The organism is Staphylococcus cohnii species complex 1663, assembly GCF_041008415.1.
GTDB classification, from domain to species: Bacteria; Bacillota; Bacilli; order Staphylococcales; family Staphylococcaceae; genus Staphylococcus; species Staphylococcus ureilyticus.
Genome location: NZ_JBFDVL010000006.1, coordinates 34,555 through 53,800 on the forward strand (window position 1 = coordinate 34,555; position 19,246 = coordinate 53,800).

Annotated in this window: 16 protein-coding genes; 10 read left to right on the forward strand and 6 right to left on the reverse strand. The window is 34.1% G+C overall.

Annotated features, from left to right (window positions below; translation table 11 throughout):
• Positions 1–5: 5 nt before the first annotated feature.
• On the reverse strand, positions 6–1,136 hold the full coding sequence (locus AB1J10_RS08680) for a glycerate kinase (protein ID WP_046206605.1): 1,131 nt from the start codon (positions 1,134–1,136) through the stop codon (positions 6–8).
• A 139-nt stretch (positions 1,137–1,275) separates the two neighbouring features.
• On the opposite strand from AB1J10_RS08680, the gene AB1J10_RS08685 reads away from it, so the two are divergent.
• From AB1J10_RS08685 to AB1J10_RS08700, 4 genes are all read left to right on the forward strand, one after another.
• Positions 1,276–2,355, forward strand: a complete 1,080-nt coding sequence (locus tag AB1J10_RS08685) for a CdaR family transcriptional regulator (RefSeq protein WP_070037117.1) — start codon at positions 1,276–1,278, stop codon at positions 2,353–2,355.
• Between the two features lie 396 nt (positions 2,356–2,751).
• Complete coding sequence (ppdK, locus tag AB1J10_RS08690; RefSeq protein ID WP_070658053.1) at positions 2,752–5,388, forward strand: pyruvate, phosphate dikinase; 2,637 nt, start codon at positions 2,752–2,754, stop codon at positions 5,386–5,388.
• Positions 5,378–6,193, forward strand: a complete 816-nt coding sequence (locus AB1J10_RS08695; protein WP_064209154.1) for a pyruvate, water dikinase regulatory protein — start codon at positions 5,378–5,380, stop codon at positions 6,191–6,193. Before ppdK ends, AB1J10_RS08695 begins: the two co-directional genes overlap by 11 nt.
• Positions 6,194–6,315: 122 nt before the next feature.
• A complete protein-coding gene (locus AB1J10_RS08700) occupies positions 6,316–6,729 on the forward strand; it encodes a VOC family protein (protein WP_064209155.1) in 414 nt (137 codons plus the stop codon).
• A 287-nt stretch (positions 6,730–7,016) separates the two neighbouring features.
• Here AB1J10_RS08700 and AB1J10_RS08705 read toward each other — a convergent pair whose 3' ends face one another.
• From AB1J10_RS08705 to AB1J10_RS08720, 4 genes are all read right to left on the reverse strand, one after another.
• Positions 7,017–7,526 carry a DUF3278 domain-containing protein gene (locus tag AB1J10_RS08705; RefSeq protein ID WP_064209156.1) on the reverse strand — a complete coding sequence of 170 codons (510 nt, stop codon included), beginning with the start codon at positions 7,524–7,526 and terminating at the stop codon, positions 7,017–7,019.
• A gap of 13 nt (positions 7,527–7,539) precedes the next feature.
• Entirely contained in the window at positions 7,540–8,043 is a 504-nt protein-coding gene (locus AB1J10_RS08710; protein ID WP_070658050.1) for a hypothetical protein, read from the reverse strand.
• Positions 8,027–8,236: a helix-turn-helix transcriptional regulator gene (locus AB1J10_RS08715; RefSeq protein WP_046206612.1), complete on the reverse strand. Its 210-nt coding sequence runs from the start codon at positions 8,234–8,236 to the stop codon at positions 8,027–8,029. Before AB1J10_RS08715 ends, AB1J10_RS08710 begins: the two co-directional genes overlap by 17 nt.
• Positions 8,237–8,588: 352 nt before the next feature.
• A complete protein-coding gene (locus AB1J10_RS08720) occupies positions 8,589–9,140 on the reverse strand; it encodes a helix-turn-helix domain-containing protein (RefSeq protein ID WP_070037126.1) in 552 nt (183 codons plus the stop codon).
• Between the two features lie 85 nt (positions 9,141–9,225).
• Between AB1J10_RS08720 and AB1J10_RS08725 the strand changes: the two genes are divergently transcribed.
• From AB1J10_RS08725 to AB1J10_RS08750, 6 genes are all read left to right on the forward strand, one after another.
• The gene (locus AB1J10_RS08725) at positions 9,226–10,410 is read left to right on the forward strand and encodes a CynX/NimT family MFS transporter (protein WP_070037129.1); all 1,185 of its coding nucleotides are present in this window, start codon (positions 9,226–9,228) and stop codon (positions 10,408–10,410) included.
• A gap of 158 nt (positions 10,411–10,568) precedes the next feature.
• Complete coding sequence (gene cls, locus AB1J10_RS08730) at positions 10,569–12,053, forward strand: cardiolipin synthase (RefSeq protein WP_070658045.1); 1,485 nt, start codon at positions 10,569–10,571, stop codon at positions 12,051–12,053.
• 240 nt (positions 12,054–12,293) lie between these two features.
• The gene (gabR, locus tag AB1J10_RS08735; protein ID WP_105873979.1) at positions 12,294–13,679 is read left to right on the forward strand and encodes a MocR-like transcriptional regulator GabR; all 1,386 of its coding nucleotides are present in this window, start codon (positions 12,294–12,296) and stop codon (positions 13,677–13,679) included.
• Between the two features lie 107 nt (positions 13,680–13,786).
• Entirely contained in the window at positions 13,787–15,109 is a 1,323-nt protein-coding gene (gabT, locus tag AB1J10_RS08740; RefSeq protein ID WP_107520713.1) for a 4-aminobutyrate--2-oxoglutarate transaminase, read from the forward strand.
• Positions 15,110–15,183: 74 nt separating this feature from the next.
• Positions 15,184–16,563, forward strand: a complete 1,380-nt coding sequence (locus AB1J10_RS08745; protein WP_204985088.1) for an NAD-dependent succinate-semialdehyde dehydrogenase — start codon at positions 15,184–15,186, stop codon at positions 16,561–16,563.
• 143 nt (positions 16,564–16,706) lie between these two features.
• Positions 16,707–18,092, forward strand: a complete 1,386-nt coding sequence (locus AB1J10_RS08750; protein ID WP_064209163.1) for an APC family permease — start codon at positions 16,707–16,709, stop codon at positions 18,090–18,092.
• A gap of 105 nt (positions 18,093–18,197) precedes the next feature.
• Here AB1J10_RS08750 and AB1J10_RS08755 read toward each other — a convergent pair whose 3' ends face one another.
• Positions 18,198–19,205 (reverse strand): PTS transporter subunit IIC, encoded by a 1,008-nt coding sequence (locus tag AB1J10_RS08755; RefSeq protein ID WP_107520711.1) that lies wholly within the window; start codon positions 19,203–19,205, stop codon positions 18,198–18,200.
• Between the last annotated feature and the right edge of the window lie 41 nt (positions 19,206–19,246).

A 19,246-nucleotide genomic window follows, 5' to 3' on the forward strand; every position in this document is an offset into this window, starting at 1 on the left:
ATATGTTATTGGTTATGGAAAAATGTTTTTACAATATTCTTGGTTGTTTGTTTTATCAATTTTTCCGACTTTGAAAATGTTTCTTCTAATGACATAGGTCCATTACTTAAACTAAATGCGCTGAGTATACCACTGTCTTTTAAGTCTTTTTCATCTACTTCTACTGATCCTCCTATAAAAATAACTGGTACATTATACTTTTTAGCACATTTTGCAATGCCAATTGGTGCTTTACCATAAAAAGATTGCTGATCGATTTTTCCTTCTCCAGTAAGGATTAAGTCTGCTTGCTTTAAGTATTTCTCAAATTGTATATATTCCATAACTACCTGGATACCTTCTTTAAAGTAACTTGGGAAAAATGCTTTGAAAGCACCTCCTAAACCACCTGCTGCGCCAGCACCAGGTAAATCGTGTAGCCTTATGCCTGTAGTGTGTTCAACTAGATTAGCCCAATGAGTGAGGTTATCATCGAGTTGATGCATATTTTGTGCAGATGCACCTTTTTGTTTCCCAAAAATAAATGATGCGCCATTAGGTCCTACTAATGGATTTTGAACATCAGTCGCTATAATAAAATTACAATAAGCGATTCGAGGATCAAAATTCGATAAGTCAATTTGAGCTAAATTTTGTAGTTCTCCACCTCCAAAATGTATTGAATGATTTTGGTTATTCTTTAAATCTGCTCCTAAAGCTTGCAACATACCTGCGCCAGCGTCATTTGTAGCTGAACCACCAATCGCCAGGATGAAATTTTGATATCCGTGATTCAAAGCATGTAAAATTAATTCGCCTGTACCATACGTTGTCGTATATAAAGGGTTTAATTCGTCTTGATCTAAATGCTTTAATCCTGAAGCTTCTGCCATTTCAATGACACAAGTATGATTATCTAAAATACCGTATTGAGCTGTTACTTTGTCACCAAGTGGTCCGGTTACACTGACTGTAGTAAACGAACCATTTGTTGCATTTATTAATGCTTCCATTGTTCCTTCGCCACCATCACCGATGGGTAAATCATGAATGGTAGATTCAGGGAAAACTTCTAATATAGAATCTTTCATATACTTGGTTACTTCGCTTGCCTTCATACTTCCTTTAAATGAATCAGGTGCTAATATGATTTCCATTGTGAATTTCTCCTTTATAAGAAAGCGTTTTCTAAAATGTATTGTTCTAAGTTTAACGATTTTACTATTTTGGAAAAAGGGTTAAACTATACAAAAATAATATTTTAAATTTGTATATAAATAACAAGTGGTGAGATAAATGGATATATTGACTGAAGAAATGGCAACGTTAATCGTTAATGAAACAGCTAAAAGAACCAAAACTAACATTAATATTATGAATTTTAATGGAGTAATTATTGCGTCTTTCGATAAAAGACGTATCGGTACGCTACACGAAGGTGCTATAGAAGTGTTGAAACAAGAAAAAACCGTGGTAATTAACCAGAAAGACAGTTTACATCTTAAAGGTACGCAGGCAGGTATTAACTTACCTATTATTTTTCAAGATAATATAGTAGGTGTTATCGGTATTACAGGTAATCCTAGTCAAATTACACATGTAGCAGATTTAGTTAAAATGTCTACAGAATTGTTACTTTATCAGAATTATTTTACATATGAATTGGAAGGGCAAATACGGAGTCAAGAATTATTTATAGAGGAGTTGTTAAAAAGTGAATCATCAAAATCCTTTATTCAATATTTAATGAAACAACTCAATATCGATTTATTAACCTATAGAAAATGTATTATTATCGATATTGAAAAGCAGATTTTTTCTAGAAATAGCATTGTACGTTCATTAACGAGTAGGATAGACGCCCGTTCATTTACAATTGCATTTACGAATTATAACCGTATTGTTATTCTTGCTACTGCTCAGTCAGTGCAAGCTTTAGATAATAAAATCAATCATATATATCAAATATTTCAAAACTTAGAGCTTAACGTTCAAATGGCTTCAAGTCTTATGTTTAAAAGATTAAAAGATTTTAAAAATGCATATGAAGAGTGTGAGTTAGTGTTTATGTTGGCTGAAAATGAAAAGGTTGTAACCTCATTTGAAGATATAGAAGAAAAAACACTTTTATATCAAATTGATAAGAACATAAGAGAACGATTTAAAAAAAGAATATTAAGTGATGTGGGTCAACAGAGTATCGATACACTAAAAAGTTTCTTTGAAAATGATTTAAATATAACGCAAACTGCTAAAAAATTGTATATCCATAGAAATACTTTATTGTATAGGTTAGAAAAATGTGAAAAAGAAACAGGATTAAACCCAAAAAAATACTCTGATGCTGTTAAATTACAGATTGCAATATGGTGTTAGCGACGAAAGCAATAAAATCACTTCATTAGAAAGTTTAGTAAGAATAATAAAAAGGTTAGACACATAAAAAAACACTTTGAAGCAATCAAAGATCAATCATACATGTAATAGATGAGCTGCTAGCATGCAACGACATACAAATTTTAAAAATAATAGCAGTCTAAACGGATAATCATTTTAATATTTTAATTATGTCATACGATAAAAAATAAAAAGTCTTAAGCAATACGATGAACTCGTGTTGCTTAAGGCTTTTTATATGCTTTTTTTAGCTCAGTAGGTTACGAAAGTGAATGATAAAGAGCAACCGTTAAAATTTTGGTTGTTTTTTATAAAGTAATATGACATACTCTATAATAATTAGTATGACATATTAAAAATTTGAGGTGAATCAGTATGACAAAATATATTTATGCATTTGATGAAGGCAATAAAGCCATGAAAGATTTATTAGGAGGTAAGGGAGCTAATTTAGCTGAAATGAAACGGTTAGGGTTACCTGTGCCGGACGGTTTTACGCTTACTACAAAGGCGTGTATTGAGTATTTAAAACAAGGCGCTCACCTTTCAGATGAATTAGTTGGACAATTACATGAACAATTAGAAGCATTTTCACAACGCACTCAAAAATCATTTTCTTCTAAAGAATCCTTATTATTAGTTTCTGTAAGAAGTGGCGCAAAAATTTCCATGCCAGGCATGATGGATACCATTTTAAACTTGGGGTTGAATGATTTTAATGTTAAAACATTAGCAGAAAAAACAGATGATGCACGTTTTGCATATGACTGTTACCGTAGATTATTACAAATGTTTGGCGAAGTCGTATACGGCATACCGATGACTTCATTCGATACATATTTTAATCAATATAAAGCACAACACAATTACCAAAATGATGCAGATATTCCAGCTGAAGGTTTAGAAGAAATATGTGATCATTTTAAAAGTGTTTATTTGGAAGAAGTTTATAAACCATTCCCACAGGAGCCAATTGTACAATTAACAGAAGCAATTGAAGCAGTTTTTAAATCATGGGACAATGATCGCGCACGTGTATATCGTCAATTAAATGAAATACCACACGATATTGGCACTGCAGTTAATATTCAGGAGATGGTTTTTGGTAATAGTGGTGCACAAAGTGGGACAGGTGTTGCATTTACGCGTAATCCAGTAACTGGTGAAGCAAAATTGTTTGGTGAATATTTGTTGAATGCTCAAGGAGAAGATGTTGTCGCTGGTATTAGAACGCCAAAAGATATCAGCACATTAAAAGCACAAATGCCTCATGTTCATCAACAGTTTTTAGAAGTTTCTCAACAATTAGAAAAACACTATAAAGATATGCAAGATATTGAATTTACTATTGAAAATGAGCAACTATATGTCTTACAAACGCGCAGTGGTAAACGAACTGCTAATGCAGCCATTCATATTGCAGTAGATTTAGTCGAAGAAGGTATTATTTCAAAAAATGAAGCAGTTATGAATGTAGAAGTAAAATCAATTGAGCAATTATTACATCCTAATTTTGATGATAAAGCACTTGAGAGAGCTACAGCTGTTTCGAAAATGGGACTTCCTGCTAGTCCGGGTGCAGCGAGTGGTGAAATCGTGTTTTCTGCTGAAACTGCAAAATTCAAAGCTGAACAGGGATATAAAGTAATATTGATGAGACCTGAAACCTCACCTGAAGATATTGAAGGTATGGTTGCAAGTGAAGCGATAGTTACCACACATGGTGGTATGACTTCCCATGCTGCAGTTGTAGCTAGAGGAATGGGTAAATGTTGTGTGACAGGATGTTCAGACGTTGAAATTAATGTTAAGGATAAAAAAGTAACATATCCTAACGGAACATTAAACGAAGGGGACATTATCTCAGTTGATGGCGCTAAAGGTGATATTTATTTAGGAGAAGTTGAAACGATTAAAGCTGAGAGAAGTAAGGCTTTTGAACAATTTATGCAATGGTCAGAAGAAATTGCAAGATTAGATGTTCGCATGAATGCAGAAACATCACAAGATATTCAAGCTGGCTACCAATTTGGTGCGAAAGGTATTGGTTTAGTTCGTACTGAGCATATGTTTTTTGGCCCTGAACGTTTGATTGAAATGAGACGTTTCATTTTATCTGATACACAAGATAAAAGAGTGAATGCTTTAAATAAAATTAAACAATATCAAAAAGAAGATTTTGAAACGATATTAAAGTTATCTGGAGAACGTCCGACGATTATCCGTTTATTAGATCCACCTTTACATGAATTTTTACCTAACTCAACAGAGGAAAAAAATAGTGTGGCAAGCCAACTCAACGTGTCTGTTGCAGAGTTAGACCATTATATGGAAAGTTTAAATGAAGTTAATCCAATGTTAGGGCATCGTGGGTGTCGCTTGGCGATTACTTACCCTGAACTTTATATTATGCAAGCAGAAGCTATTATGGAAAGTGCATTGAAACTTAAAAAACAGGGCATTGATTGTCAACCTGAGATTATGATTCCGCTCGTATCAACTGTTTCAGAATTCACAACTTTAAAGACACAAGTTGTTGAATGCATTGAAGCTTTACAAGCTGAAATGGGAGTAAGTGTTCACTATATGATTGGAACGATGATTGAAACACCAAGAGCATGTCTAATCGCTGGAGATTTAGCACGAGAATGTGATTTCTTTAGTTTTGGCACAAATGATTTAACACAATTAACGTTTGGTTTCTCACGTGATGATGCTGGTAAATTTATTAGCGCTTATTCAGAGCAAGGCATATTAACAATAGACCCATTCCAAACACTTGATATAGATGGCGTTGGACAATTAATTAAGCAAGCGACAGAGCAAGCAAAAGCCACAAATCCAACGATAAAAATTGGCGTATGTGGAGAATTAGGCGGTGACCACAAATCAATTCAATACTTTAATCAACTAGATTTGGATTATGTATCATGTTCTCCATTTAGAGTGCCAGGAGCCTTATTATCAACGGCTCAAAGTGAAGTCGAAGGCGGTAGATTACGTGTTAAATGATAATGATAGACCACAGTTAACGCTATTCGTTGTATCTGATTCTATAGGTGAGACAGCACAGCGAATGATTCATGCGACCTTAACACAATTTCCAGATGTCACGCGTATAGAAATTAAAAAATTTCCTTTTATCAAAAATCAAGATGAATTACTCAATGTGCTTTCTTTGGCTAAGGCGCGTGGTGCAGTCGTTATAACGACTTTAGTTAATCCAGAATTTAACATAAAAGGTCAGGCATATGCTCAAGCGCAACAAATTCCATATGTTGATTATATGTCTGATTTAATTAGTATTATTCAAGAACATACGAATTGTTCACCCATCTTAGAAAGTGGTGCTTTGCGCAAGTTAGATGACAACTATTTTAAAAGAATTGAGGCAATGGAATATTCTGTAAAATATGATGACGGTAAACATTTTACGGATATAGGAGAAGCTGATGCTTTGATTTTAGGTGTTTCACGAACGTCAAAGACGCCTTTAAGTATGTATTTAGCAAACAAAGGTTATAAAATCGCTAATATCCCTTTAGTTCCAGAAGTGGATATTCCAGATGAGGTTTTTAGAAATAAAAATTTAAAGGTATTTGGTTTGACTGCGAGTCCTACCTATATCTTAAATATTCGTACTGAACGCGTGAAAGTATTAGGTTTACATGGACCTACAGATTATAATAGTGTCGATAGAATTAAAGAAGAACTAATGTATGCCGAAGAAATATTTGCTAAATTAAATGCTACAGTTATTAATACAGAATTCAAATCAATTGAAGAATCAGCATTTTATATTGAAAAGTTTTTATAAAGATGAAAAATTGTAATTACGTATGTGTGATTCAAATCTAGATATCAAACTTGAATTGTCTAAAATTATGTTAAAAGGGTATGTTTGATAATAGAAAACGATATTTAAAAAGAGGGGATATTATGTTGAAATCGACAGTGCCGTATTTGTTTTTTAACGGTCAATGTAAAGACGCTTTGGCATTTTATAGTAAGGTGTTGAACGGAGAGATTAAAGATACAATGACATACGGTGAAGCGAATGAAAGTGTTGCAGATGATCCTAATCGTATCATTCATGCCCAATTAGAAGTTGATGGTAACTTATTCATGCTGTCAGATATACCCAAAGATGATGATACAATGCTACAAGATAGAAATGTATATATTGTTTTAGAATTTGATAGTGAAGCGGCAGTCGAAGAAGCTTATGAACAATTGAAAGATGAAGGCAATGTTCAAATGGAGCTAGATACTATGTTTTGGGGAGCGAAATATGCCAAGTTGATTGATAAATATGATATCGGTTGGGATTTAAGTTACACATATCCACAATAACTTAAACTGCAATTGGAATAGAAATATTCACGCACATGTATCTTAATCTGTTCAAACATAAAAAGATGTTTATTAAGGTATAACAGTATATAATTAAAATAAATGCATTTTCATTTTTGAAGATAGCACCTCAAGTTGCATTGCTATTTACTGCGATAACTTGAGGGCTGTACTTTCGAATGGATTTGCATTTTTTATTTTAAATGGCACGTCGTACTTTATCTATTAAAATAACTAAAAATTGAAAGCAGCATTTTTCACGCTGCTTTCAACATAAAATTAGGCCTTCATTTTTTATAAGTACGAATGATTTTGGATTTGGCTATCATATATATGATTAATCCTGTAATCATGGCAATGGTTGCAGTCGTTGGGATTTGAGAACTTAAAGCTGTGATTTTAGGAAGTTCTTGGTGTGTCACAAAGGGAATAAGGTAATTATTGATGTTGAAAATTATAAACATAATAAATGCAAATAGGATACTGCCGTTACGTGCTTTTTTGATATATTTTTGGTATTCATCTTTAGAATCGACATCAAATAGGTCTACTTTTTTATTGTGAAGTGCGCATGTGAGTATGATTGAAGCCACCATCAATCCAATCAATGCAATGATACTAACAAATGGTATTTGTTGAAAATACATAGAGATAAAACAATCTAGTGCGGAAATCATCAATGTTCCCCAAAATATCCAGACATATAGTTTGGCATAGAGATTTAATAATACTTGCCGTTCATATTCATCAGTAAATCTATAGTTTGGAATTAAGCGAAGTGTTTTTTCATTATTCAAGATGATTGGCCTCCTATTCTATTAATTTTATGCGCGAATCTTTGTTAACTGTAAAGATGACAATCAATATAAAGGGTATATAGGTACTTATATTTAATAAATAACTAAAATTCATTGGATTTCCTGCAAGTAGTGGTGCGGTGATTGTTGCAGTCCCTAACATATAAATTAGGGCTATAACCAAGAAAATAATCCTTTTATTTCGTGTTTCTTTTAGTAGTTTATAATATGTATGTCGCTGATGTACTTCAATTTCAATAGCATCTGCACCGAGACGATTCATGCTCATTCTACAGAATAGAATAATAATTAACAGGGCACCACCAACGGTAAATGGTGATAAAAATTCTCGCTCTATATCAAGGAAAATAGATAAATAAACAAGGGCAAGTAACGTATATAAAGCAATAATTGAAATTTTTGCTAATGTTTTATCAATTTCATGTCGTTGATATTCATCAGGTGTATCAATTAAACCGGCGAAGTTTTGATATAACCATTTATCTCTTTTCTTCATCGTTATGATCCTCCCAAAATAAATCGTTTAATGTAACATTTAATGATTGTGCAATATTGATACATAAATTTAATGATGGATTGTATTTATCATTTTCAATCATATTAATCGTTTGTCGTGAAACGCCTACGGAACGTGCAAGCGCAAGTTGAGATATTTGTTGTTGACTGCGAAAGTATTTAACTTTATTCAATTTAAATCATCACTTCTTTCTGATGTGTCAAATATATATGACATAACTTTTTTCGTCAAGATAATATAAAAAATAATAAATCTTTATATATTAAATAAAGCGCGATATATAAAATGTTTCTAAAAACAAGCGGGGTAGAAATCATTTGATAAAATTTGATTTCTACCCCGTTTGGGATTGTATGTGATAGTTCAGCGTTGAATGTGTCATACCTTGGCAACAACATCACACCGTATTCATTTGGCGTTATTTTTAAGAAGGTTAATGACCATTTTGATGATGGCTTTTATTTATCTTTTGTTTGTCGCAGTGAGATTATTAAATAATGTTGAGTGCAAATTTACTACGATTGCTATTGTACTTGATAATGTATTGTGGCGGTAAGTATAACAACTTCATTATTTGGGTTATAGTAACCATGAGCTACATCACTATTAAAACGAAAAGCTTGGTTACTGCTAATTGTATAAGACGTTTGTTCGACTTCAATATTTAAAGTGCCTGAATTAACAATGATAAACTCTTCAGATTGTATATGATGAGGATCAGAAATCATTTTACCACCTGGTTGAATTTCCATTTTAAACATTTCAAAATGCTTTCTATCATCGTAAGGAAAATACGGAAAGATCTTAACTTTATCTTCAACAATAGGAATAATGTCAGATTCATCTACGAAGTTTATATGTTCTTGTCTTGTTGATGTCAGTTGTGACAGAGGTAAATGAAGTCCATTGGCAATCTTCCATAATGTTGTAATTGTTGGATTAGATGCGCCTTTTTCAATTTGACTTAGCATGTTTTTACTAACGCCAGTTAGGTTAGCCATTTTATCTAAACTAAGCTGATGTTTACTACGATAAGTTGCTAAATTTTTTGCAATAATATTTTGAATATGATACACGTGAATCGCTCCTATTTACATTATAACGTACATATTGTACCATATGTAATGTTGTTTAGAAAATTTATGATGTAAGGTGAGCAAAATGGAAAATTATAGAAAAGTAAAGCCGTTTAATTGGCTTTTATTTATCGGTGTCTTATTAGTGGGTGCAAATCTAAGGGCGCCAATTACTTCAATCGGAGTTGCGTTGCCTGATATAAAAAATGATTTGGCGATGTCTAACAGTGCAGTTAGTGTAATTACAGTCGTCCCGTTGATTGCATTCGCAATTATTTCGCTATTTGCAGCAAAAACCAGTTATCGCTTTGGATTAGAGCGTACAATTTTTGTGGCTTTATGGCTAATACTGATTGGTGTAATCGTACGTTCTATCACAGGTGTTTCGTGGTTATATATAGGTACCATTCTTATCGGTGTCGGTATAGGTTTTGGTAATGTACTTGCGCCAGCAGTGATCAAAGCGAAATTCCCATTACATATAGGTGTGATGACAGGCTATTATACTGTTGTTATGAACGTGTTTGGAGGATTATCATCATATGGAACGGCGCCAGTCGTCAAAGCATTTAATTATAATATTGCTATTAGTGCGATTGGTGTCATTACATTGATTACCATTATAATATGGGCGTTTCAATTAAAGCATAAGGAAGAAACAACGGCCTCATTACCAAAAGAGAGTGTCAATGTTTGGAAGTCGCCATTATCATGGCAAATAACGATATTGATGGGCGGACAGTCACTTATTTTTTATTCTCTAATCAATTGGCTGCCAGCATATTTATCTCAAAGTGGTATGTCTATCAGTGAAGCCGGGATGTATTTATCAATTATGCAAATCTCCATCATCCCATTAACATTTATTACACCTATATTTGCTACCAAAATGAAATCACAGTTTTTATTAACTTTTATCACTGGTTTATGTTTTGTGGTGGGTGTTTCAATAATGTTATTTTCACCACAACTTGCTTTAATTGCTACGATTTTAATTGGTGTTGCAAGTGGCTTAGCGTTTGGACTTGTTAATACATTCTTTAGTTTAAGAACAGAACATAGTCAAACGTCAGCAAAGTTATCTGGTATGGCTCAATCTGTGGGTTATCTTTTTGCAGCTATAGGTCCTTTATTATTTGGTATATTACACGATGTTACAGGTCAATGGATCGGTTCATTAAGCATTTTATTAATCACTGCACTATTAATCACATTATTCGGCTCACAAGCAGGGCGTAATCGAACAATAGAAAAAACAATAGAACAATAGACAGTATCATTCAAATATTGTACGATATTTTACAACATGCTTTGTTTTTCTATGAGTTTTAAAATTAATTGGATTTGATAAGTTGAGCTACATTAATAGTCACATAGATGACTTATGTAGTCTTCATTAAAATCTAAAAGAAACGATGAGGTGTCATTATGCAACTTATTTTTGATCCAAGTGTAAGCCCGATTTATCGAGGTATACTTGCGTTTTTCTTTGTTATTAATATAGCACTTGCCTTTATTATTGTATTCTTAGATAGAGATCGCAGAGATGCTACAGCAACTTGGGCATGGTTATTTCTACTATTTGTAGTACCTATTTTAGGCTTTATTATTTATATATTCTTTGGTCGAGCAGTACGGAAAAAACGGGAACAAGGCTTTCACCATAATCAGATAGATGACGTGAAAGAACGAATGAAAACACAGTTATCAGATGCTACCAACAAGATTAATCATTCAGATAACCGATTAGTTAAAAAACATGCAGATATTGTAAATACATTGCTAACGAAAGAACCAACATTTTTAAGTTACGATAATAATGTCGACATTTATACTGATGGTCATGCGCTATTTGACCAAATGAAAGAAGATTTACGCAATGCGAAATCGTATATTCATTTAGAGTATTATGTTTTGAAATTAGATAAGTTGGGATCTGAAATTGTCGATATTTTGCAACAAAAGGCTGAAGAAGGATTGGAAGTTAAAATACTTTACGATGCAGTAGGTTCTAAAACGGTACATAAATCAAAATTCAAAAACTTCCAAGAAGCTGGTGGACAAGTAGAGGCTTTCTTCCAAGCTAAAATTCCATTAATAAATTTCAGACTAAACAATAGAAATCACCGTAAAATTTTAGTGATTGATGGTATGACTGGTTATGTGGGTGGATTTAATATTGGTGATGAATATTTAGGTTTAGATGAAAAATTTGGCTATTGGCGTGACACACATTTAAGAGTTAAAGGTGATGGCGTTGACGCGTTACAGCTCAGTTTTATCCACGATTGGAATTCTCAATCACACCGTGAACAATTGGAATATAATGATAAGTATTTCCCAGACAATGCAAATCAAGGTGGAGATGTGCCGATGCAAATTGCACTTGGTGCCCCAAGTGATAACTGGCATCAGATAGAGTTTGGCTATATGAAAATGATCATGAACGCCAAAGAATCAATTTATATGCACAGTCCGTATTTTATACCAGATAAAGGTTATATCAATGCATTGCGTATAGCTGCAAAAGCTGGGGTAGACGTGCGGTTAATTATTCCTAATAAACCAGACCATATTTTTGTGTACTGGGCCACAATTACAAGTGTCGCGCAGTTGATTAGAGATGGTGTCAAAGTTTATACGTATGAAAATGGATTTATTCATTCAAAAATGATGATTATTGATGATGAAGTAGCAAGTGTAGGCTCATCAAATATGGACATACGTAGTTTTGAATTAAATTTTGAAATTAATGCATTTATGTATGATGCAAATATTGTCAAAGAACTTAAAGCAGCATTTATAGAAGATATGAAAGTATCTAAGGAATTAACAGAAGAGCGCTATGAACAGCGATCAAATTGGATTAAGTTCAAACAATCGATCGCTAAATTAGCGTCACCAATTCTATAAAATATAAAGCATATTGAAGTGGCAAGTTCTAAGACTATATGTATTTATCAATGCAACTATCGATCGTGGTGCCACTGGAGTTCCAATAACATATTGTAATTTTCCAACCATAAGATTGGTCTGATGAGGACGGTGACATGGAATCAAATTTACGTTTTGATTTCTATACCGTCCTCATTTTCATTATAATGAGTGATATGAGAAAACTGGAGAACAGATGATGTAAAAAGGGGGGATTGAATGCAACGGGAAAGCGGTCAATTCATTTATCGTCAATTATATAGCCAATTAAAAGAAGATATTCTCGCATTCAAATATGAAAGTCATGAAAAGTTACCTTCAAAAAGAGATATGTCACAACATTTAAATATTAGTGTGAATAGTGTAAAAGCAGCATATGAACAGCTACTGGCTGAGGGATATATTTATACTGAAGAGCGGAAGGGTTATTTTATTGAGCCATTAGAAAAATTGATCATTGATCCAAATGCGCAAATATCTTTGAATGTTCAAGAACAGCAAATTGAAGATGCATACGATTATTCATTTTCTCATATGAGTACCGATATTTCAGCGTTTCCAGTAGAGGTATGGACTAAACTCGTTAAACGTGTATTTGAAAATTATGATCATGAATTATCTTCAATACCTCAAATTAAAGGGCCAATAGAGTTAAGACAATCGATTGCTAAATTAGTGTCTTATCAAAGAGGTATCCAATGTCATCCGGAACAAATTGTCATTGGATCAGGCACTAATATACTGTTAACCAAATTGATTCAATTATTACCAGATGAAATTAAGATTGCAGTGGAAAATCCAGGGTACTCAAGGTTTAGAACACTAATTCGTCAAACAACTGCACAGTTAAAACCGATTGCTTTAGACCATAAGGGGATATCTATTGAAGCAATTAAACAAGCTCAACCTGATGCTACGATAGTGACACCATCGCATCAATTTCCAATGGGTATCATCATGCCTGTATCGCGTCGTATTGATCTTTTGAACTGGGCAAGTCAAACACAAAGTTACATCATAGAAGATGACTATGATAGTGAGTTTAAATATGAAACAGATAATATCCCCTCACTGTTTAGTTTTGATAAAAATGAACGCGTGATATACTTAGGTACATTTTCGAAAACGCTAATGCCAGGATTGCGCATGAGTTATATGATTTTGCCAATTAATTTAGTAAAACAATTTGATCACTATAATTTAAATATGATTCCTGACTTTTCAACGATTCACGCACTTACATTGAATTTAATGATCAAAGAAGGCTACTATGAAAAATATGTAAAAAAGATGCATCAAATATATGGAAAGAAACGAGAAACACTCATCACACATCTATCCGATACCTTTACAAGTAATATTCGAATCAAAGATACGCGAGCAGGTTTACATTTTATTGTAGAAGTTATCACACCCTTTTCCTACCAAGAAATTGAATCAAGAGCTAAAGAAATGAAACTTGAGCTTTATACACTAAATCGATTTTCTGTGAAAGCGCTTGAAAAAAATAGTTCATATAAAACACTGATTATAGGATTTTCAAAAATCAAGCAAGAGCAGATTCCTCAGGCAGTACAGAGATTAAAAGAAGTCATTTGGGAATAATCTGGTTCCATTAAATTGTCATAACTGGTACTTTACACTGTACCAATAATCCCTTAAATTTTAGAAAACTACAGGTCTTATGTAGAAGCAAAGAGGAGGGGTTATTGATGACAAATCAATTTGAAAGCTATAAGAGACAACGTGATAAGTATGTAGCACGTGGTGTTGGGAATGGTAATCTGCATGTTGCAGATCATGCACAAGGTGCTACGATCACAGATATAGAAGGTGAACGTTTCATAGATTTTGCGGGAGCAATTGGTACATTAAACGTTGGACACACACACCCTAAGATAACCAAACATTTAAAAGAACAACTAGACAACTTTATACATCCTGGCTTCAATGTCATTATGTATAAAAGCTATCTCAACTTAGCTCAAAAATTAACAGAGATTACACCTGGTGATTTTGATAAAAAAGTGATTTTACTTAATTCAGGTGCAGAAGCTGTAGAGAATGCAGTGAAAATTGCTAGGAAACACACTGGAAGGCAATCAGTTGTTTCCTTTGTAAGAGGTTTTCATGGACGTACAAATTTAACAATGTCTATGACAAGTAAAGTAAGGCCTTATAAACTTGGATTTGGCCCATTTGCACCAGAGGTTTACCAAGCGCCATACCCTAATATTTCAGAAAAATCCGAATACTTATCTGAAGCAGCCTATATTGATCAAATGATTGATAAGTTACATGATTTTTTCATAGAGACTGTAGATCCTAGTGAAGTAGCTTGTATCGTGATGGAACCAGTCCAAGGAGAAGGCGGATTTATTATTCCGGATAAAAAATTCGTGAAAGCAGTTAAAAAAATATGTGAAGCGCATGACATTATTTTTGTAGCAGATGAAATTCAAACAGGTTTTGCACGAACAGGTAAAACATTTGCGATTGAACATTTTGATATAGAACCCGATTTAATAACTGTGTCTAAATCATTGGCTGCAGGATTTCCATTAAGCGGTGTAGTTGGAAAAGCGGAAATTATAGACAGTGCATCTCCTGGAGAACTAGGTGGCACATATGCTGGAAATCCCTTAGCTTGTGAAGCTGCTTTAAAAGTCATTGAAATCATTGAAGAAGAAGACTTAAACAATAAAGCAGAACAAATTGGAAAACAACTTGAAAGTTTCTTATATCGCAGTGCAGAACAATATTCATTTATCACAAACATTCGTAGACTTGGTGCTATGGTTGCCTGTGAAATCGTCGATGATCAAACCGGTCAGCCCAATAAAGCATTGACTGGAAAAATTATTCAAACAGCGAATGCAAATGGTTTGTTATTATTATCTGCTGGTATTAAAGGTAATGTTTTACGATTCTTAACACCGCTTGTTATTACAGACGATGAATTACAACAAGGATTAGAAATATTGTCTGAAACATTTGAAAAAGTGAGTATAGCGGAAGCACATCTGGACGCTTAAAATTTTATTTTTAAATAACGGGTATAGTTAAGTCATACCTCATAACAAAAATAAATGTAAAGGAGAGAACAATAATGAGTCAATTAGAAGTTTATAATCCTTCTACCAATGAAATTATAGAACGTTTAAACTACACAAGTCATGATGAAATCCATTCACAAATTGAACGTGCACGTACAGCATTTGAAGAATGGAAATTAGTTGATGCACACGAACGTTCAGCAAAGTTATATCAATGGGGGAAACTCATTGATGAACATCAGAATGAACTTGCGAAGCTTATTACACTTGAAGGTGGAAAACCTTTAGCAGAAGCTAAAGGGGAAGTCATATATGCGAATGCTTATGTAAAATGGTATGCGGAAGAGGCTAAGAGAGTATATGGACGTACGATACCTGCAAATACGTCATCTAAGAAAATAGTGATTGATAAATTTCCGGTAGGTGTAGTAGGGGCGATAACACCTTGGAATTTCCCGGCAGCGATGATAACGCGTAAAATGGCGCCTGCATTAGCTGCTGGATGCACAATCATTTGTAAACCTGCTGTCAAAACACCTTTAACAACCATTAAACTAGTTGCACTAGCACATGAAGCCGGCATACCCAAAGATGCGATATCCTATATTATTGCGTCTGGTAAAGATGCAGGTGATATCTTCACCACACATAAACTGATTAATAAAGTGACATTTACTGGATCGACTGCTGTTGGAAAATCACTGATTGAACAGTCAGCGCAAAGTGTGAAAAATGTAACGATGGAGCTAGGTGGTTTAGCCCCTTTAATTGTGCATAAAGATGCTGATATTGAAGCAGCTGTAGAAGGTACGATTGCTTCTAAGTTTAGAAATGCAGGGCAAACATGTATCTGCGCGAATCGTATTTTTGTACATCGAGATATTGCTGATCAATACACAAACCGTTTGATTGAGAAAGTCAACGAACTTTCTGTTGGTGATGGTCTGCAAAAGGATGTAAACATAGGACCACTCATTGATAAAGCTGCAGTTGAAAAAGTGATGACACATATTACAGATGCACAAGCTAAAGGTGGGAAATTATCACGGTCAGTAGATGAAATACAAGCGTTAAAAGGAAATTTCCTAAAACCAGTGGTTATCTCTAATGTGAATTTAGATATGAAAGTAATGCATGAAGAAACTTTCGGTCCAGTTGCACCGGTTATGGTTTATGAAGATTTAGATGAAGCAATAAAAATGGCAAACGATACAGAATTTGGCTTAGCTTCTTACTTCTTCACAAATGATTATCGTACAGGATTAAAGCTTTATAATGAGTTAGAATATGGTGTTGTTGGGTGGAATGATGGTGGTCCTTCAGCTGCTCATGCACCATTTGGTGGTTTGAAAGAAAGTGGTTATGGCAGAGAAGGTGGCACTGAAGGTATAGAGCCATACTTAGAAACAAAATATTTATCCATAGGTATTTAAAGTGCCAGTTAGAAAGCACTGGTTGTAAATAAAGCAAAACGTATGAATCTAAACGAACAAGAAAGTGATGATTAGATTGAAATTAATATAGAAAATTTAAGCTCATTCACTTTTAATTCAATGAATGTTATGGGGTATGTAAAATGAAATCTCAATTTAATAAGACGATGAATATTGTTGATGTCTTATTTCTGGCAATCGGCGCAATGCTTGGATGGGGCTGGGTCGTATTATCAGGAGAATGGGTATCAACAGCTGGTTTTGTAGGAAGTGTTGTGGCATTTTTACTCGGTGGATTTTTAGTCATTGTCATCGGACTTACATATGCAGAATTAGCTGCAGCAATTCCGGAAACTGGCGGCGGTTTTGTATTTGTTAAAAAAGCTTTTTCACCAGGCGTTGCCTTTATATCAGGTTGGTCCGTATTATTTGGCTATGTTTCAGTTATTACATTTGAAGCGGTCGCATTGCCCACAGTGATCGACTATGTTATTCCATTTCAACATCAAGGATTGATGTGGAATATCGCGGGGTGGGATGTATACTTCACATGGGTGATCATTGGCTCAATTGGAAGTGTCATTTTAACTTCACTTAATTATTTTGGTGTAAAGCCTGCAGCAATCATGCAAACAGTTTTCACAATTTTTATTGTAGGCGTTGGCTTATTACTTGTATTTGGTGCAGGATTTAATGGTAATTTCAACAATTTACAGCCATTTGAAAATGGTATTGGTGGAACGATGTCTGTATTAATGATGATTCCATTTCTGTTTGTGGGCTTTGATGTCATCCCACAAATTGCAGAAGAAGTTAAAGCACCTGCGAAAAAAATTGGCGGTATTTTAATATTATCAATTATCGCTTCTGTGATTTTTTATTTGCTCATTGTATTTGGTGTAGCAACAGGTTTATCACCTAAAGCTCTAAGCAACAGTAATTTGGCGACAGCAGATGCAATGGCTAACTTATTTGGTCATAGTGGATTTGGCGTCTTGCTAGTATTAGGTGGCGTAGCTGGTATTATTACAAGTTGGAATGCTTTTATTATTGGTGGTAGTAGAATTCTGTATGCTATGGCGAAAAATCACATGATTCCTAAATGGTTTGCATTTATTCATCCTAAATATAAGACACCTACACATGGTATTTTGTTTCTTGGTATCTTAGCGTTTGTTGCACCACTTTTAGGTAGAGCAGCACTTGTATGGATTGTTAATGCTGGTGGTATTGGTGTGGTATTAGGGTATTTACTTGTAGCGATTTCTTTTATGAAGTTACGCAAAGTGCAACCTGATTTAGCTAGACCCTATCGTATAAAGAATGGAAAACTCGTTGGTACTATCGCTATTGTTTTAAGCGTTTTGTTTATAGTCATTTATTTACCAGGTATGCCATCATCGTTAGCATGGCCTTCCGAATGGCTTATCGTATTGGCTTGGTATGCAATCGCAGCAATTTTATATGTAACACAAACAAGAAAAGCTACTGCAAATGTCCCTGTAAACGCACGTGTGGATAAAGAGTAGAGTGAGATTGAAAATATATTTATCATTACATTGATTTAGATGAACATAAACAAATCCTGAGACATGTAAATTGTCTCAGGATTTGTTTTATATTGTATGTCGTTGCTATTTTGCAATGTGAATCAGTTGGTCACCAGGACGTATCCATTGTTTTTTAAAACAAATTCTATAAAGAAAGAAACTGATAATGGCTGGCAATAAAATGTGGAAAGTAAGAATTAAGAACCAAGTCTGTATAGAGCCACCCATTGTATTGATAGTCATAATTTGACCGATGAAGCCGCTTGTGCCCATACCAGCACCTGCAGCATTATTTGTCATAGGGAAGCACGTTGTCATAATAGGTGCAACAATAGCGCTTGTAAGAGTAGGTGGTAGTAAAATCATTGGATGTTTAATGATATTTGGGACTTGCAACATACTTGTACCAATACCTACAGAAAGCACACCACCCCAACCATTATCTTTATAGCCAGTAACTGCAAAACCAACCATTTGTGATGCACAACCAATTGTTGCTGCGCCTGCAGCGAGGCCATTCAAATCTAACATCAACGCTAAAGCTGCACTTGAGATCGGTGCAGTTAAAGCTAAACCAAAGATAACAGAGACTAAGATGCCCATGATGAACGGTTGTTGATCCGTGGATGCAATGATAATTTTGCCTAAGCCTGTCATAAATTGATTTAATGCTGGTCCAAAAGCCTTTGCAATAAAACCACCAATTAATATCGTTAGTAGTGGAGATAAAATGATGTCGATTTTTGTTTTGCCAGCATATAATCTACTCAGTTCAACAACGATGACTGTAGCGATATAAGCGCCTACTGGACCACCATCAAAAGTTGTATAACCTAATGTACCTACGATAACACTAGAAAATGTAACGAGTGGTTTTGCGCCTAAACCATAAGCTATCGCCACACCAATAGCGGCACCAGTCATGGACATTGCTACTTTACCGATTGCTGATAAAAATGTCAGATTTAATTGTGGTAATAATGTTTGTTCTCCAAGCGTTTCTAAAATCAATCCGATAATCAAAGAGCCAAATAACCCTAAAGCCATATAACTTAGCGCTTCAATAATCCATCTATGTAGATAATTTTTCATACTTCCTCCCCTTAAAACCATTGATAATTAGCAAATTAATA

What these genes read in the sequence shown, in the direction of transcription:
- AB1J10_RS08680 (WP_046206605.1), bottom strand. Translation starts at nt 1,136, where the DNA reads ATGGAAATCATATTAGCACCTGATTCATTTAAAGGAAGTATGAAGGCA.
- AB1J10_RS08685 (WP_070037117.1), top strand. Translation starts at nt 1,276, where the DNA reads ATGGATATATTGACTGAAGAAATGGCAACGTTAATCGTTAATGAAACA.
- ppdK (WP_070658053.1), top strand. Translation starts at nt 2,752, where the DNA reads ATGACAAAATATATTTATGCATTTGATGAAGGCAATAAAGCCATGAAA.
- AB1J10_RS08700 (WP_064209155.1), top strand. Translation starts at nt 6,316, where the DNA reads ATGTTGAAATCGACAGTGCCGTATTTGTTTTTTAACGGTCAATGTAAA.
- AB1J10_RS08710 (WP_070658050.1), bottom strand. Translation starts at nt 8,043, where the DNA reads ATGAAGAAAAGAGATAAATGGTTATATCAAAACTTCGCCGGTTTAATT.
- AB1J10_RS08725 (WP_070037129.1), top strand. Translation starts at nt 9,226, where the DNA reads ATGGAAAATTATAGAAAAGTAAAGCCGTTTAATTGGCTTTTATTTATC.
- cls (WP_070658045.1), top strand. Translation starts at nt 10,569, where the DNA reads ATGCAACTTATTTTTGATCCAAGTGTAAGCCCGATTTATCGAGGTATA.
- gabR (WP_105873979.1), top strand. Translation starts at nt 12,294, where the DNA reads ATGCAACGGGAAAGCGGTCAATTCATTTATCGTCAATTATATAGCCAA.
- gabT (WP_107520713.1), top strand. Translation starts at nt 13,787, where the DNA reads ATGACAAATCAATTTGAAAGCTATAAGAGACAACGTGATAAGTATGTA.
- AB1J10_RS08745 (WP_204985088.1), top strand. Translation starts at nt 15,184, where the DNA reads ATGAGTCAATTAGAAGTTTATAATCCTTCTACCAATGAAATTATAGAA.
- AB1J10_RS08750 (WP_064209163.1), top strand. Translation starts at nt 16,707, where the DNA reads ATGAAATCTCAATTTAATAAGACGATGAATATTGTTGATGTCTTATTT.
- AB1J10_RS08755 (WP_107520711.1), bottom strand. Translation starts at nt 19,205, where the DNA reads ATGAAAAATTATCTACATAGATGGATTATTGAAGCGCTAAGTTATATG.